The following is a 14,345-nucleotide window of genomic DNA, read 5'->3' on the forward strand; positions in this document are numbered from 1 at the left end:
AATTCCATGATTACGATCTTGAAAGCTGCGCCTGGATTGGACTCCCACAATAACATAAAACAGGCTCTCGGTGAAGGGTACGAGGTTCTTGAGTATGATCCGAGCCGTAGTCTCCAGGAGCAGGGCCGGCATGCCGCGGTGTTTCTTCTTCGGGACGTGCCCGTGTCTGCGGATATCCTAGATGCTTGCCGTAATCTCAAATTGCTGCAGCGTCTCGGTCATCATCTCGTAGGTGTGGATATCAAGGCGGCACGTCAGCGGGGGATTCGCGTAGCGGCGATACCGGCGCGGGTTTCGGGGGGAGATCGGATGGTCGCAGAGCATGCATTGTTTCTAATAATGGCGGTTGCCAAGCGCGCGCGAGAGAATCTGAAACACGTCCAGGACAGGATGCTCGGAAAGGTCGAAGCAGTATCCCTAGCGGGAAAGACATTAGGCCTGATCGGGTTGGGTAATACTGGAACCGAGCTCGCGAGATTGGTCGCGGGCTTGGGCATGAAAGTCATGACCGTCAAACGGACCATCGACAGGCGCGCTGAAAAAGACCTTGGTTTGTCTTTCATGGGTGACTTTTCCAGTATGGATCATGTGTTGAGTCAGTCTGACTTCGTCTCTCTCCATTTACCGCTGGAAGCAAATACTGTCGGAATGATCGGTCAACGCGAGTTGGGTATGATGAAAAGATCCGCGTATCTTATTAATATCTCTCGCGCTTCTATCGTCGATAAAGCAGCCCTGACGGAGGCCTTGGAAACAGGCAGAATTGCCGGGGCAGGGCTCGACGTGTTTTGGGAAGAGCCTGCGGACCCGCAAGACCCGCTTCTCAAGCATCCGAATGTTTTCCTCACGCCTCACAACGCGGGGATTACGAAAGAGGTGAAGGCGAAACTGACGGAGGTGGCAGTCGGCAACATTCGTCGCGTCCTTGCCGGCGAAGCGCCGGAATATGAGGTGACGAATGCACCCACTGACGGTGGTAAACAAGGCGAAATAGATGCTTGAGGTCAAAGATGTAACGATGTTCTTTGTAACCGGCAGCGAAACGGTTAAGGCCGTTGATAGCGTCGGCCTTTCGGTCCCGAAAGGTTCATTTCTTACACTGCTTGGCCCCAGTGGATGCGGCAAAACTACCTTGTTGAGGTGCCTTGCCGGCCTTGAACATCCTTCGAGCGGCACCATCGCCATCGGCGATCAGATCGTTTACTCCGCCGCGGATGGTATTAACATCTCCGCTAACAGACGGAACCTAGGCATGGTGTTCCAATCCTATGCTATTTGGCCGCATATGAGCGTCTATGACAACGTCGCCTTTCCGCTAATTATCCGAAAGGAGGAACGAATTAAGGAACGTACCCTTGCCGCCTTGTCCAAGGTAGGTCTCGTAGGCATTGCCAACCGAAATGCTTCCCGGCTGAGCGGTGGTCAGCAGCAACGGGTGGCGCTCGCAAGGGCAACAGTCGCCGAGCCGAGCTTAATGTTGCTCGATGAGCCGCTTAGCAACCTCGATGCTTCTTTGCGAGACCAGATGCGTGGTGAAATCCGAGCCCTCCAGAAAGAGTTGGGGATTACGACAATTTGCGTGACCCACGATCAGAACGAAGCACTGTCGATGTCCGATCAGGTCGCCCTGATGTGGAACGGAAGGATTTTGGAATTGGCGTCTCCGGAGCAGCTGTATGAACGGCCGCGAACTGTGTCGGCCGCTCAGTTCATTGGCGGTGCGAATATTCTATCTGGTCATGCATTTCCGCGTCCCAACGGCGCAAGCGCTATTGAGACTGAGATCGGAAAGGTCATTTCGTCCGAGTCGGCGACAGGTGCCGTACATTTGTTTATTCGCCCTGAGAAGATAAAGCCGTTCATTGGAGACCAGGACGAATCGGCACAACAGATATTCGATTGTGTAGTTGTTAACCGCAGGTTCATCGGCGGACAGGTGGAACTGGACCTTTTGCCAGCCGGCGCCAAACCTCGTTCATTCCTCCGGGCAAAATGCAGTTCTGACATCAGTTGCAACGAAGGCATCCGCATTTCCGTCGTTGTAGATCCTGACGACGTGCACATCCTTGTGGACGAGAACGAGCGATAAATTTCGAGTTTCGATTCCTACATATAGGGAGCACTGTCGATGGATCTTGAGATCAAGGAGCGAACGGCTCTTGTTTTAGGTGCCGGGGGTGGACTTGGCAGTGCCATCGCTGAGGCACTCGCCGCAGAAGGTGCGTCCGTCGCTATGATAGACATAAGCGAAGAAAGCCTCGCCGCCACCGGGAACGTAATCCAGAAGGCCGCTGGACGTGCGAAGGCGTTCCCATGCGACCTTCGTGAGATCGATTCGTTTCAGACGGTCGTAGGAAAAATTCAGGAGTGGGCTGGCTCGATCGATATTCTGGTGAATATCTCTGGGGGGCCTCCGCCGGCGCCAGCAGGTGGTCAATCGCCAGAGGTCTGGCGTGAACAGTTCGAGAAGATGGTAGTGTCGCTCATTGCGCTTACTGACCTCGTGTTGCCCGACATGCGCCGTCGTCGCTGGGGCCGCGTCATAACCTGCACGTCGTCTGGCGTGATAGCGCCAATTCCAAATTTGGGGTTCTCAAACGCGTTGCGGCTCAGTTTGGTCGGATGGTCTAAAACACTGGCCCGTGAAGTAGCACGAGATCGAATTACGGCTAATATCGTCGTTCCAGGAAGGATCGCCACCGCCCGGACGCACGAACTTGATGGGGCCAAGGCCGCCCGCGAAGGCAAATCGATCGACACTGTCATGGCTGAAAGTACTCACATGATTCCGATTGGTCGATATGGCAAACCGGAAGAGTTTGCTAGTGCGGTCGCATTTCTTGCCAGCCAGCGGGCGGCTTACATCACTGGATCCGTTCTTCGGATTGATGGTGGTTTGATCGCAAGCATTTGAGGCACACCGAAAGCCAATGGACTCTCGTCCCGGTTGATTGTTTGTGTGCGTAACTTGATCCAAAAAAAAATCGGATGGAATTCGCAGTTCGTGTCAGCACTCCATCTCAATTATCTTCACCACAGGTCTGGGTATTGTGGTCCGCGTTGTGTCATAACTGACAGAGATCTACCAAGAATGAAGGTGCAGTAACTTGAACTATTCAATTGGTGCGGCCTTTGTCGATGGCAGTTACATTTCTATTGACCAGGCTAAATTGCCTATTATGGACTGGGGATTTCTGCGCTCGGACGCAACTTATGATGTTGCTCATGTATGGCGTGGTCGCTTCTTTCGTTTAGATGACCATATTGACCGATTCGAACGCGGCATCGCAAAACTCCGAATGTCTTTGCCAGTTTCAAGGAAGGAGCTGCGCGACATCTTATTTAGATGCGTTCAGTTGTGCGGATTGCAGGATGCGTATGTAGAAATGATCTGCACTAGGGGAATACCCCTCCCCGGCTCTCGTGATCCTCGGACGTGCAAGAACGCTTTTTACGCATTTGCGGTTCCATTCATAAGTATCGCCGATCCTGAAGCGCAAAGAAGAGGAATTTCTCTACGTATCAGTAATGTGGTTAGAATACCATCAAGCTCAGTGGATCCGACGATTAAGAACTACCACTGGCATGATTTCACAAGAGGGCTTTTTTATGCCTATGATCAAGGCGACGACACAGTAGTGCTTACCGATGGAGATCGTCATGTCCTAGAGGGACCTGGCTTCAATATATTTATGGTTTATGCTGGCGAGATATCAACCCCATCTACAGGTATACTTGAGGGCATCACTCGCAAAACAGTGCTGGAACTCGCTATGAAATCACATCATTTGGTGAAGGAGCGGCTGGTATCAATCGACGAGCTACGCTCGGCTGACGAGATCTTCATAACCAGTACTGCTGGTGGCATAATTCCTATAACCCGGCTTGACGGAAAAATTGTTGGCAGTGGAGCACCGGGCTCGACTACTCTTGATCTAAAAGCCCGCTATTGGGACGCACATAACAATCCAGAATGGAACGATCCGATCTGAGCTTGCCATTATTCTTCCGGCATGGCTTCCCTTGGTCAAACCGCCAAGCGGCGGACGGTACGGCCCGCTAAAGTCTTGCTCCAAGCGGAGTAGCTGAAGGCCGGATGATCGACGGCCGGCACCGTCCCGCTTCATGCGGCTTGGCGTTGCTGAACTTAAGCGTCCAGCGTGCATCGGTAAGCGCGAAGCTCAGGCCGGTCAGCTGCATGCCTCGAAGAACCGATAGATTTGGCGTGGCAGCCGATTTCAGGTACGCATACGCTGAGGACCGCAGGAGATGTGGGCTCGCGCGAGCGGTGCCGGATCTATGATGGGGTTTCGTGAAGGTCAGGCGGCCTGCTGATCGACGACCGCGTCGGCTCGGCGCAGACGCTCCCATTCCCAAGGCAGCAGTTCGTGCAGACGGGAGGCGGGAAGATCTGCAATGCGGGCCAGGACGTCGGCGAGCCAGGCTTTCGGATCGACATCGTTGAGACGGGCCGTAGTGATGAGTGTGAGCATCACGGCGGCGCGGTCGGCACCGCGCTGTGAGCCGGCGAAGGTCCAGTTGCGCCGACCCAGAGCAATACCTCGCAGCGCTCGTTCGGCCGCGTTGTTGGTAAGGCAGATCCTGCCGTCGTCGAGGAAGCGGGCGAAGTCGGCCCAGCGCCGGAGCATGTAGTTGATCGGCTTCAACACCTCGGCGGAGCGCGAGAGGGTTTCGCGTTCTTGGAGCAACCAGTTGTGCATGTCGTCGAGAAACGGCTGGCTCTTCTCCTGGCGTACAGCCCGCCGCTCGTCGGCGCCGCGGCCATTGATGGCGCGTTCGATCTCGAACAGAGCGTCGAGGCGCCTGACCGCTTCCAGCGCGAACGGGGAGACCGGTTTACCCTTCTTGCCGTTCCGGGCATGTTTCTCGATATCGGCCAGTTCAAAGAATGATCGGCTGCTCCTTCTGCTGCGGGTCGAACAGAGGCTCAAAGCCACTGTAACAGTCGCACTGCAGGATGCCGGCGAACCCGGTCAGATGCTTCTGGGGACGTTCGCGGCGTCTGTCACTCGAGGCGTAATACACCGCTGCCGGCGGCGCAGGTCCGGCGAAGGGACGGTCATCGCACACATAGGTCCATATGCGCCCGGTCGTGCACTTCCCCTTTGCCAGAATGCGGATGGTGGTGTCGTCTCCATGAAGGCGTTCGGCAGCAAGCACATGCCGCTCGATCAACTGGAAGAGCGGCATGACGGCGAAGGTCCCGTGGCCGACCTGGTCAGCCAGCGTCGACAGCGACAGATCGATCCCCTCGGCCTTGAAGCGCGTGCTCTGGCGGTTAAGTGGGGCGTGCATGCCGAACTTGTCGAATAGGATCGTCGCCAACAGTTGTGGACCGATGAAGCCACGCGGCGTGGCGTGGAACGGCGCCGGCGCCTGGCTTATCTTCCCGTAATCCCGGCAGGTGAACTTCTCGCGCACCGTTTCGATCACCTTGAAGCGGCGCGGGATCTCCTCCAGCGTTTCGGTCACGTCCTCACCCAGCTTCGACAGCCGCGATCCGCCGCAGCAGGTGCAGGCAGTGGGAGGATCGATGACGACACGCTCGCGCTCGATATTCTCAGGCCAGGGCTTGCGGACCTGCCGTTTGCGTGTGACGGCGCGCACGCTCTGGGTTTTCGCCGCCGCAATGGCCGAGGCAAGCTCGTCCTCGCTCGCCGTGCTCACCAGATCTTCGAGCTGAAGTTCCATCTGCTCGATCAGCCGCGCCGTGCGTTCGGAACGCTGGCCGTATTTCTCGCGCTTCAGCTTCTCGATCATAAGCTGCAGATGCGCGATCAGCGCCTCGGTGTCCGACAGTTTCGCCTGCGCGCTGGCAGCCACCGCCTCGGCCTGCATCCGCGCTTCACGTTCAACCCGCAGCGCCGCCAATGCGCTTGCAAGGTCCGAAGGAAGGTCGTCCGCTTTCACCATCATGAGGCCAGTGAATCAGGCTTTTCCAGCAATTTCAAAGGTAAATGCTAGCCAACCCGCGTCGGCCGCCATGTTTTCTGCGGGTTGCGCCAATCGATCCCGGACAGGAGATAGCCGAGCTGCGCCGTCGAGATCATAACCGCGCCATCGGCCGGGCTCGGCCAGATGAACCGCCCGCGCTCCAGCCGTTTCGTGAACAGGCAGGCACCCTGGCCGTCGTGCCAGATCACTTTCAAAAGATTGCCTCTGCGACCCCGAAAGCAGAACAGGTGCCCGCTCAGCGGATCACCGCGGAGCACTTCCTGCACCTGCAGCGACAGCCCAGGAAAGCCGCGGCGCATGTCCGTGTAGCCCGTCGCAAGCCACACGCGCACGCCGCTGGGAACCGGGATCATCGCAGGCTCTCCAATCCCCCGATGATCCGCAGCAGCGCTGCAACCTCAACATCCGGCTCAACGATCACTCGCCGCCCGTTCGCGCTCACGATCTCAAGCCGACCTTTTCCATTGGTGGTGTGGGAAGTCGAATGCCCGGAATCAATATCGGCGGCAGGCACGGCACGCGCTTCGATGAAGTCTGCACCACCGCCGTTCCAGATGCCGAATACACCTTCCCGCGCCGCCCGGCGCCAGGCGAACAACTGCGCCGGGAAAAGCCCGTGACGCCGAGCTACCGCGGAAACCGCGTCTCCCGACACGAAACTCTCCTCGACAATCTGACGCTTCGCCTCCGCACTGAACCGACGACGCCGGCCCGTATCCACGATCTCCAGAAGCTTGAAATCATTCTTGGTCGTAGTGGTGTCCATATGACCTGTAATCATCCCTGTCGCCGATCTTCACAAGGCGGCCCGCCTCGGAGCGTACGATTTCAGCACAATCGATCTCGTCATGAGGCAGGACAATGCTGCGTTTCGCCGGGCGGTGATGGCTTGCGCCGGCATCGCGTCATGCTGATGCCGCTCTTCTCGCGTGCCAGACGTAACGGGTGATGTTGTAGGCGAGATTGGCCATGCCGATTTTCATCGGCGCACTTGCGATGCCGATGATCCTGACGAACAGTCACATGCGGATTTCCGGTGAGCGAAAGACGTGCTCGATGCGCGATCGGATCTTTGACCGCCGGCCATTGGCACGCGCCGTCGCCTCGCTCATCGACCGCTCCTTCGGCTTCTTCTGATGGATGTCGCTGGCGAAGCCGTTCCTGTGTAAGCGGTGCGCCGCTCACACCTTCTGCGGAGTGGCGTAAAGGGCGAAAGTGACGATCCGTCTGGAGGACCGTTTTGTGTCTGGGCTTGACCATAGACTTGAGCCGGAGGGCCAGGTCCGGCGCTTCGAGGTAATCACTGGCGCGCTGGGTCGCCGGCGCTGGAATGCCGACGACCGGGCGCGGATCCTGGAAGAATCGCTTCTGCCCGGGGCCGTGGTTTCGGCGGTAGCCCGCCGGCATGGGCTGACGCCGCAGCAACTGTTCACGTGGCGACGCGAGGCGCGGAAGCGGGCGCAGACCGAGACGCTCGCCTTCGTGCCCGCGGTGGTCGCACCGGAGCCCACGGATGCAGGGGAACCGAAGCCGCCACGATCGAAGCGGCGCGGGCGGTCACGACGCCGACCGGCCGCGATCGAACTGGAAGCGGCCGGTGTCACGGTGAGGATTGGCGGCGGCGCTTCACCCGCCACGATCGCGGCGGTGATCGGCGCGTTGAAGGGATCGATGTGATCGGCGCGACGGGCGCGGTGCGCGTGATGGTCGCGACGAAGCCGGTGGACTTCCGCAAGGGGGCCGATGGGCTGGCGGCGCTTGTGCGCGAGGCGTTGGGCACCGATCCGTTCTCAGGCGCAGTCTACGTGTTCTGAGCCAAACGTGCCGACCGGATCAAGCTCGTCTACTTCGAGGGCACGGGCGTGCGCCTGTTCGCCAAGCGACTGGAGGATGGCAAGTTTTGCTGGCCAAGCGTTGCCGACGACGTTGTCCGGTTGACGGCGGCGCAGCTGCAGGCGCTGTTGGAAGGCCTCGACTGGCGGCGGTTGCATGAGGCGCGCGAGACGCGTGTCCCGACAGCAGCAAGCTGAGTGCTTGTTTCTGGCAACTCACTGTAATCTATGATTCATTCCGCTTCCTGACCGACGCGGCCAAGCCTCTGACCAGCGATCCTGTCGCCGTTCAGGCGATGCTTGCCGCTGAGCGCGCGGAGAATGAACGGCTGCGCCAGATCATCAAGGAGCTGCAGCGCCATCGCTTCGGGCGTAGGGCGGAGAGCTTGCCCGAGGACCAGTTGCTCCTGGGACTTGAGGAAGCCGAACAGGTAGAGGCGGAGGGCTTGGCCGACGAGGAAGCCGCGGACCCGGCCAAGCGTGAAGCCCAGGCGCGCAGGCGCCGCGCCAATCGTGGGTCTCTGCCCGCTCACCTGCCGCGCGTCGACACTGTGATCGACGTTGACGACAAGACCTGCCCCTGCTGCCGAAGCGCGCTCCACAGGATCGGCGAAGACGTATCCGAGCGCCTTGACGTGGTCCCCGCCCAGTTCCGGGTGATCGTCACACGCCGACCCAAATACGCCTGCCGCGCCTGCGAGGAGGTGATCGTGCAGGTGCCTGCGCCCGCGCGTCTCGTCGAGGGTGGCATCCCGACGGAAGCCACCGTCGCCCATGTGTTGATCAGCAAATATGCCGACCATCTTCCGCTTTACTGCCAGGCCCAAATCTACAGCCGCCAAGGCATCGATCTCGATCGGTCGACGCTCGCCGACTGGGTCGGTAAAGCAGGCTTCCTGCTTCGACCCGTGCATGAGCGCATGTTCGAGCGGCTGAAGGCGACCGACAAGCTCTTCGCCGACGAGACCAAAGCTCCCGTGCTCGATCCGGGCCGGGGGCGAACCAAGACCGGCCAGCTCTTTGCCTATGCCCGTGACGACCGGCCGTGGGGCCGCGTTGACTTGCCCGGCGTCGTCTATCTCTATGCCCCCGACCGCAAGGCCGAGCAGCCGATGCGGCATCTTCAGGGCTTCGTCGGTGTCCTGCAGGTCGACGGATATGCGGGCTACAAGGTGCTGGCCGAGCGCAATGCCGTGAGCCTGGCGTTCTGCTGGTCACATGCGCGCCGCCGCTTCTACGAACTCGCCCAGGCCGGCCCCGCGCCGATCGCCACGGAAGTGCTTGCCCGTATCGCCGAACTCTACCGCATCGAGAGCGATATCCGCGGCCGCTCCGCCGACGAACGCCGTGCCGTGCGGGAGTCGAGAAGCCGACCTGCCGTCGATGCGCTTGAGCCGTGGCTCAGGGAGAAGCTTGCTCTGCTCAGCCAGAAGAGCAAGCTGGCCGAGGCTATCCGCTACGCGCTATCGCGCTGGCCGGGCCTTAGCCGCTCCTCGACGATGGTCGCATCGAGATCGACAACAATGTCGTCGAACGCGCCATCCGACCCATCGCCTTGATCCGCAAGAACGCGCTCTTCGCCGGCTCCGATGGTGGAGCCGAGCACTGGGCGACCATCGCCTCGCTCATCGAGACCTGCAAACTCATCAACGTCGAGCCTCACGCCTATCTCACCGACGTCGTTGTCCGCATCGTTGCAGGACATCCGCAAAGCCAGATCGACGACCTGCTGCCCTGGGCCTACATTCGCGTTCCCGAGACCAGGGCGGGTGGCCTGACAACAGCGGTTACGTTCCTGTCGAGCCAGGCTTCGTTCTTCTTGGATCGATACGCTCTGTCGGCCCACACGGTTGGGGACTGTCATGAATTCTGGGCATGCAATACTCGGCATCTGGATCGAGCAGACCGAGGGCGCGAGTGACCAAACCGGCCTTCGCGCAGAATTCATGACAGCCCCTAACAGATTGCGTCAGATCATCGCAGAGGCCTACAAATCTCATCGGACGTTGTTTCAACAAGCTCAAGCACTTCCGTCGCATCGCAACCCGATACGCCAGCGGCCCACCGACTTGCCCAACCTTTCCTCCAATTCGCAGCCTCTATGGTCTGACGTTGTCCTACCGACGGAGAAAGTACTTCTCGACTATTGCAGTCACAGGCTTGAGTTGCTCGTCGGTCATCGACTTGTTGACGTAAAGGTTCTCGAAGTCGGAAATATGGTTGGTGTAATTTCCCGCCCGGTTGGCAAAAATCCTGCCCGGTTCGATCAGATCGAGGGTTTCGAGCACCTTGGCATCGGTCAGGAATTCCATGAAGAGCGCCGCCCCGTAGGGATGCGCTGCTCCCTTGGCAACGCTCACCGCCAGGCCAGTGGCGAAAGTCGGATTCTCAAACTCAAAGTCGATCGGGGCTCCCGAGGCCTTCAGCGCCGCCGCACGATAGCCTCCGATGCCCCAGGCGATATCGATCTCGCCGGATGCCAATGCCCCCGCCAAGCCCCCCACGCTCGGGTAAAGAATGCTGTCAAGTCCTCCAAATGCCTCGACCCACTCCATACCTTTCTGCTCGCCATAAATATCGAGTAAGCCGGCCACGAACGGCTCCATGTTCAGGACGGATCCAATCTTGCCATTCCATTGCCCGTCGATCAGCGCCTCGAAGCTCCGGGGAGCGTTCTCCCTAGGAATCCGATCTGTTCGCCAAGCGATCGCAAAAGGAAGGATCTCGTAACCAAGAGCGGTCCAGCCTTCGGACGCGCTGCCATAGCGGAACCGAGGATCGAAATCCCCCCAGGCGAGCGGCTCATAAGGAGCAAGAAATTCCTGCAGGCGATCAAGGAGCGTCAGCGAATACAGCAGCACATCGGCACCGGAACGGCCGGCATCACGCTCGGCCTGCAGCTTCTGCGCAGCCTGCGCAACCGTCAAGCGTACGAAGGTGACGTTCAGGTCGGGATAGAGCGTCTTGAAATGGTCGATCAGGATCTGAGCACGGTCGATGCCGAGGACTCCGTAGACCACGATTTGATCTTCCTTCGCCGCCAGTTCCGCCAGCCGGGTAACCCGCTCTTGATCGGACAAATTAGCGACGAACTCCCACATGTCGCGAGCCGGGGCACTTGCCTGCTGCGCTGACGCCGAACTAAGGAGTGGAGACATCATCGCGAGCCAAACGCCTGACAGTAATGCACGTCTTCTCATTCCGGACCTAACGGCCATAGTATCCACCTTGTCTGTCGCGCAGTTTCCCAGCGGGTCGTCGGCAGCCAAAGTGACCAAAAAAAACTTTGATTGCAAACGGGAAGAATTATCGCTGCACATAATGATATCTTATGAGATAGCCACTAGTACTTGGAAACGCGGGCTTATTGATTTCCACCGAGAAGCGATGGGTTGTCTAGCAGCTTGCGCATCGAGCATTTATCGCGTTGGGGTGGCGCAGGAGACGGCCTGGGAGAGATACCGTCGCCTTAAGTTGGCGTGAAGGCTGGCGTCGTATGTCGGGCCATGACCGAACGTTCTGCCGCTCTTTGCGATCCTCTCTACAAGCGCCATCGCTTTTCAGCCGAGATCATCAGCCATGCCGTGTGGCTGTATTTCCGCTTTCCGCTCAGCCTTCGCCACGTGGAGGACCTGCTCGCTGCCCGCATCGAGTTTCCTTTCAGACGGTCGCCGAATGGGCGCGCAAATTCGGTGGCGCATATTCACGCCGAATCCGGCGGATGTCCAAAGGCCGTTTTGCCGACAAATGGCTTGATGAGATGTTGGTCGCCATCAAGGGGAAGAAGCTCTGGCTCTGGCGGGCTGTCGATGCTGACGGCTATGTTCTCGACGCTCTGGTGCAAAGCCGCAGGAACAGAAAGGCCGCGTTGCGGCTGATGCGCAAGCTGCTCAAGCAGCAAGGCATCGCGCGACGCGTCATGATCACCGACAAGCTCGGCTCCTATGCTGCGGCGAAGAACGAGCTCATGCCTGGGATCGAGCATCGATCCCACAAGGGGTTAAACAACCGGGCGGAGAATTCCCATCTTGCCGTTCGCCGACGCGAGCGGACGATGAAGCGCTTCAAGTCCAGCCGACAATGTCAGCGCTTCGTTTCCATCCACGGCCCGATCGTCAATCTGTTCCACTATCCGCGTAGCCACATGACTGCCACCAACCACCGCCAGCTTCGCGACGCCTCCCTGGCAACATGGAGCCGGATCACGGTGTCGACGGCTGCATGAAAACTCGGTCAGCCGGTGTCTATTCGCCTGCCGCTCAAATTAAGGCGACGGTACCACCAGAACCAAATCCGCGTTTACCAGCAGGTGCGAACGCGTGAGATTCGGAACGGCGGCGGCAACCGCGTTCGCACCGCTCACGAAACGGATGACAATCAGAAGGAAAATCGAACGCACGGTAGGCGTTCCAAGATATCCTCTCAAAGAGCAGCCGATATAAGGCGGAGTCGGTTCTCATCGGAAATCGACACTGGGGGCACCAACCGAGTGAATTCCGGTACAAAATAGTCAAGTTCCGGTTTGAAACCGGGCTGCGAGTTCAGCAGCATTTTTCAGTCTCGCAGCTTTCATAAGTCGGGCGCGATGAGATTCAATCGTACGCCGAGAAAGGCCGAGCTCATCCGCTATTTGTTCATTTGTCTTGCCCTGCGCCACAAGCGCAACGATCTGCCGTTGTCGATCGGTCAACGATAGACCGCCCCTCGCAACCTGGCGTGCCATCGGCTGGAAGCAGTATATCGCCTGCGCGAATGGATCTTTCATATGGCGCGTCCGGCCGTGAACCTGACACCAGAAGCGCCTGCCATCGCTTGCGGTCATGATCCGCTCGTCGTGGTAAACTTGCCCCCCTGGAAGATGAGCCCGCCACATCCGTCCCGTCCGAACGAAATCGGCATACCTCGGATAGAGGCGGGCAAAGCTGCGACCAACGAGGTCGGACCGCAAATAACCGAATAGCGTCGAGAACTCCTCGTTACAATCACGGATGATGCGATGCGTTGCATAGACCATCGGCACTGGAATCTCCTGTAGCGAAAATCGCAAGTTCAAAACATCTTCGCCCAAATGCGCCTCCTCGCTCAAATGCAGTATAAATACTGCTAACGCCATTAAGGTTCAAGACCTACTATCCTCTTGACGCCCGCTCTTCATTCGTTCGGGCGACAAGTCGGAGGGGAAATTGGGCAAGATTGTTTCGAACGCTACCGAAGCGCTGGCGGGAGCGCTCGCCGACGGCATGACGATCATGGCAGGCGGATTCGGACTTTGCGGCATTCCAATGAGCTTGATCCAGGCCATTCGAATGTCGGAGGTCAAGAACCTCACGATCGTCTCCAACAATGCCGGCGTCGACGGATATGGCCTTGGAATACTCCTGGAAACCCGCCAGATTCGTAAGATGATCTCGTCCTACGTGGGCGAGAACAAGCTATTTGCGGAACAGTTCCTTTCAGGCGCGTTGGAGATCGAATTCAACCCGCAAGGAACGCTTGCTGAGCGCATCCGCGCCGGCGGCGCGGGGATTCCAGCCTTCTATACGAAAACGGGCGTCGGCACTTTGATTGCCGAAGGAAAGGAAATTCGCCAGTTCCACGATGACGACTTCATCATGGAAACTGGTCTCTTTGCGGATGTCGCGCTCGTTCACGCTTGGAAGGGCGATACCGAGGGCAACCTCGTCTACCGAAAGACCGCGCGCAACTTCAATCCCATGATGGCGACTGCCGCCAGGCTGACGGTCGCCGAGGTCGAGCATTTGGTGCCCGCGGGAGAGCTCGACCCGGACCACATCCACACGCCCGGAATATTCGTACGGAAGATCGTCCATGTGCCGAGCCCCGGAAAGCGCATCGAGCAGCGCACGGTGCGGCCGAAGAAGATGGAACTCGCCTGACATGGCCTGGACACGCGAACAGATGGCGGCCCGCGCCGCTCGGGAATTGCAAGACGGCTTCTACGTCAATCTCGGTATTGGCATTCCCACGCTCGTGGCCAACTACATTCCGGTTGGCATGGAGGTAACACTGCAGAGCGAAAACGGCATGCTTGGTATGGGACCATTTCCTTTCGAGGGCGAAGAGGATGCCGATCTGATCAACGCCGGCAAGCAGACGATCACCGAGCAGCCGATGACGAGTTATTTTTCCTCCGCGGATAGTTTCGCGATGATCCGCGGCGGCCATATCGATCTGTCGATCCTCGGGGCCATGCAAGTTTCCCAAAGCGGAGATCTCGCCAATTGGATGATCCCGGGCAAGATGGTCAAGGGTATGGGCGGGGCCATGGACCTCGTCGCAGGCGTCAAGCGGGTGGTCGTGGTCATGGAGCACGAGTCGAAGGGTGAGCCAAAGCTACTCAAGGAATGCACGTTGCCGCTTACTGGTAGGCGCGTCGCCGATCTTGTCATCACCGATCTCGGTGTTTTCACGCTCGCTCGCAGCGGACCGCCTCGAATGACATTGACCGAACTGGCGGACGGCGTTTCCGTTGACGAAATCACCGCGAAAACCGCAGCTGACTTCCGTATTGATTGA

General features: G+C 58.6%; 12 protein-coding genes and 4 pseudogenes. 11 read left to right on the top strand and 5 right to left on the bottom strand.

Translation table 11 applies throughout. From position 1 onward, the window contains the following. Window positions 1-6 precede the first annotated feature (6 nt). The 4 genes from M9924_20300 (at window position 7) to M9924_20315 (ending at window position 3,992) form a co-directional block, all read left to right on the top strand. A complete protein-coding gene (locus tag M9924_20300; protein MCO5066727.1) occupies window positions 7-1,002 on the top strand; it encodes an NAD(P)-binding domain-containing protein in 996 nt (331 codons plus the stop codon). Next, window positions 995-2,089, top strand: coding sequence for an ABC transporter ATP-binding protein (locus tag M9924_20305; protein MCO5066728.1), 1,095 nt, complete (start codon window positions 995-997; stop codon window positions 2,087-2,089). The genes M9924_20300 and M9924_20305 overlap by 8 nt, the downstream gene beginning before the upstream one ends. A 39-nt stretch (window positions 2,090-2,128) precedes the next feature. After that, entirely contained in the window at window positions 2,129-2,914 is a 786-nt protein-coding gene (locus M9924_20310) for an SDR family oxidoreductase (GenBank protein ID MCO5066729.1), read from the top strand. 193 nt (window positions 2,915-3,107) lie between these two features. Then, window positions 3,108-3,992 (top strand): aminotransferase class IV, encoded by an 885-nt coding sequence (locus M9924_20315; protein MCO5066730.1) that lies wholly within the window; start codon window positions 3,108-3,110, stop codon window positions 3,990-3,992. Window positions 3,993-4,319: 327 nt separating this feature from the next. Here the strand turns inward: M9924_20315 and M9924_20320 are convergent. The 3 genes and pseudogenes from M9924_20320 to M9924_20330 all read right to left on the bottom strand — a co-directional run bounded on the left by M9924_20320 (window position 4,320) and on the right by M9924_20330 (window position 6,742). Then, a pseudogene (locus M9924_20320) lies at window positions 4,320-5,937 on the bottom strand (IS66 family transposase). Between the two features lie 44 nt (window positions 5,938-5,981). Further along, on the bottom strand, window positions 5,982-6,329 hold the full coding sequence (gene tnpB / locus M9924_20325) for an IS66 family insertion sequence element accessory protein TnpB (protein MCO5066731.1): 348 nt from the start codon (window positions 6,327-6,329) through the stop codon (window positions 5,982-5,984). Next, window positions 6,326-6,742 carry a transposase gene (locus tag M9924_20330; GenBank protein MCO5066732.1) on the bottom strand — a complete coding sequence of 139 codons (417 nt, stop codon included), beginning with the start codon at window positions 6,740-6,742 and terminating at the stop codon, window positions 6,326-6,328. Before M9924_20330 ends, tnpB (M9924_20325) begins: the two co-directional genes overlap by 4 nt. Before the next feature lie 203 nt (window positions 6,743-6,945). On the opposite strand from M9924_20330, the gene M9924_20335 reads away from it, so the two are divergent. From M9924_20335 to M9924_20350, 4 genes and pseudogenes are all read left to right on the top strand, one after another. After that, on the top strand, window positions 6,946-7,113 hold the full coding sequence (locus M9924_20335; GenBank protein ID MCO5066733.1) for a hypothetical protein: 168 nt from the start codon (window positions 6,946-6,948) through the stop codon (window positions 7,111-7,113). A 78-nt stretch (window positions 7,114-7,191) separates the two neighbouring features. Then, window positions 7,192-7,653: a transposase gene (locus M9924_20340; GenBank protein MCO5066734.1), complete on the top strand. Its 462-nt coding sequence runs from the start codon at window positions 7,192-7,194 to the stop codon at window positions 7,651-7,653. A gap of 26 nt (window positions 7,654-7,679) precedes the next feature. Beyond that, window positions 7,680-8,006 (top strand): annotated as a pseudogene (gene tnpB / locus M9924_20345) (IS66 family insertion sequence element accessory protein TnpB). Between the two features lie 98 nt (window positions 8,007-8,104). Beyond that, window positions 8,105-9,552: pseudogene (locus tag M9924_20350) on the top strand (IS66 family transposase). Window positions 9,553-9,925: 373 nt separating this feature from the next. Here M9924_20350 and M9924_20355 read toward each other — a convergent pair. Continuing rightward, window positions 9,926-10,909, bottom strand: a complete 984-nt coding sequence (locus M9924_20355) for an extracellular solute-binding protein (protein MCO5066735.1) — start codon at window positions 10,907-10,909, stop codon at window positions 9,926-9,928. Between the two features lie 405 nt (window positions 10,910-11,314). Between M9924_20355 and M9924_20360 the strand changes: the two are divergent. Further along, window positions 11,315-12,033 (top strand): annotated as a pseudogene (locus tag M9924_20360) (IS6 family transposase). Between the two features lie 285 nt (window positions 12,034-12,318). Here M9924_20360 and M9924_20365 read toward each other — a convergent pair. Beyond that, window positions 12,319-12,921: a PAS and helix-turn-helix domain-containing protein gene (locus M9924_20365; GenBank protein MCO5066736.1), complete on the bottom strand. Its 603-nt coding sequence runs from the start codon at window positions 12,919-12,921 to the stop codon at window positions 12,319-12,321. 70 nt (window positions 12,922-12,991) lie between these two features. Here M9924_20365 and M9924_20370 point away from each other — a divergent pair, with 70 nt between their 5' ends. Continuing rightward, window positions 12,992-13,705: a CoA transferase subunit A gene (locus M9924_20370; GenBank protein MCO5066737.1), complete on the top strand. Its 714-nt coding sequence runs from the start codon at window positions 12,992-12,994 to the stop codon at window positions 13,703-13,705. A gap of 1 nt (window position 13,706) precedes the next feature. Then, the gene (locus M9924_20375) at window positions 13,707-14,345 is read left to right on the top strand and encodes a 3-oxoacid CoA-transferase subunit B (protein ID MCO5066738.1); all 639 of its coding nucleotides are present in this window, start codon (window positions 13,707-13,709) and stop codon (window positions 14,343-14,345) included.

This window comes from Rhizobiaceae bacterium (genome assembly GCA_023953835.1).
Lineage (GTDB): Bacteria > Pseudomonadota > Alphaproteobacteria > Rhizobiales > Rhizobiaceae > Mesorhizobium_G.

Excerpts from the sequence above, each read along its gene's own strand:
- M9924_20300 (MCO5066727.1), top strand. The coding sequence starts at position 7 with ATGATTACGATCTTGAAAGCTGCGCCTGGATTGGACTCCCACAATAAC.
- M9924_20305 (MCO5066728.1), top strand. The coding sequence starts at position 995 with ATGCTTGAGGTCAAAGATGTAACGATGTTCTTTGTAACCGGCAGCGAA.
- M9924_20310 (MCO5066729.1), top strand. The coding sequence starts at position 2,129 with ATGGATCTTGAGATCAAGGAGCGAACGGCTCTTGTTTTAGGTGCCGGG.
- tnpB (MCO5066731.1), bottom strand. The coding sequence starts at position 6,329 with ATGATCCCGGTTCCCAGCGGCGTGCGCGTGTGGCTTGCGACGGGCTAC.
- M9924_20330 (MCO5066732.1), bottom strand. The coding sequence starts at position 6,742 with ATGGACACCACTACGACCAAGAATGATTTCAAGCTTCTGGAGATCGTG.
- M9924_20335 (MCO5066733.1), top strand. The coding sequence starts at position 6,946 with ATGCCGATTTTCATCGGCGCACTTGCGATGCCGATGATCCTGACGAAC.
- M9924_20355 (MCO5066735.1), bottom strand. The coding sequence starts at position 10,909 with ATGTGGGAGTTCGTCGCTAATTTGTCCGATCAAGAGCGGGTTACCCGG.
- M9924_20365 (MCO5066736.1), bottom strand. The coding sequence starts at position 12,921 with ATGGCGTTAGCAGTATTTATACTGCATTTGAGCGAGGAGGCGCATTTG.
- M9924_20375 (MCO5066738.1), top strand. The coding sequence starts at position 13,707 with ATGGCCTGGACACGCGAACAGATGGCGGCCCGCGCCGCTCGGGAATTG.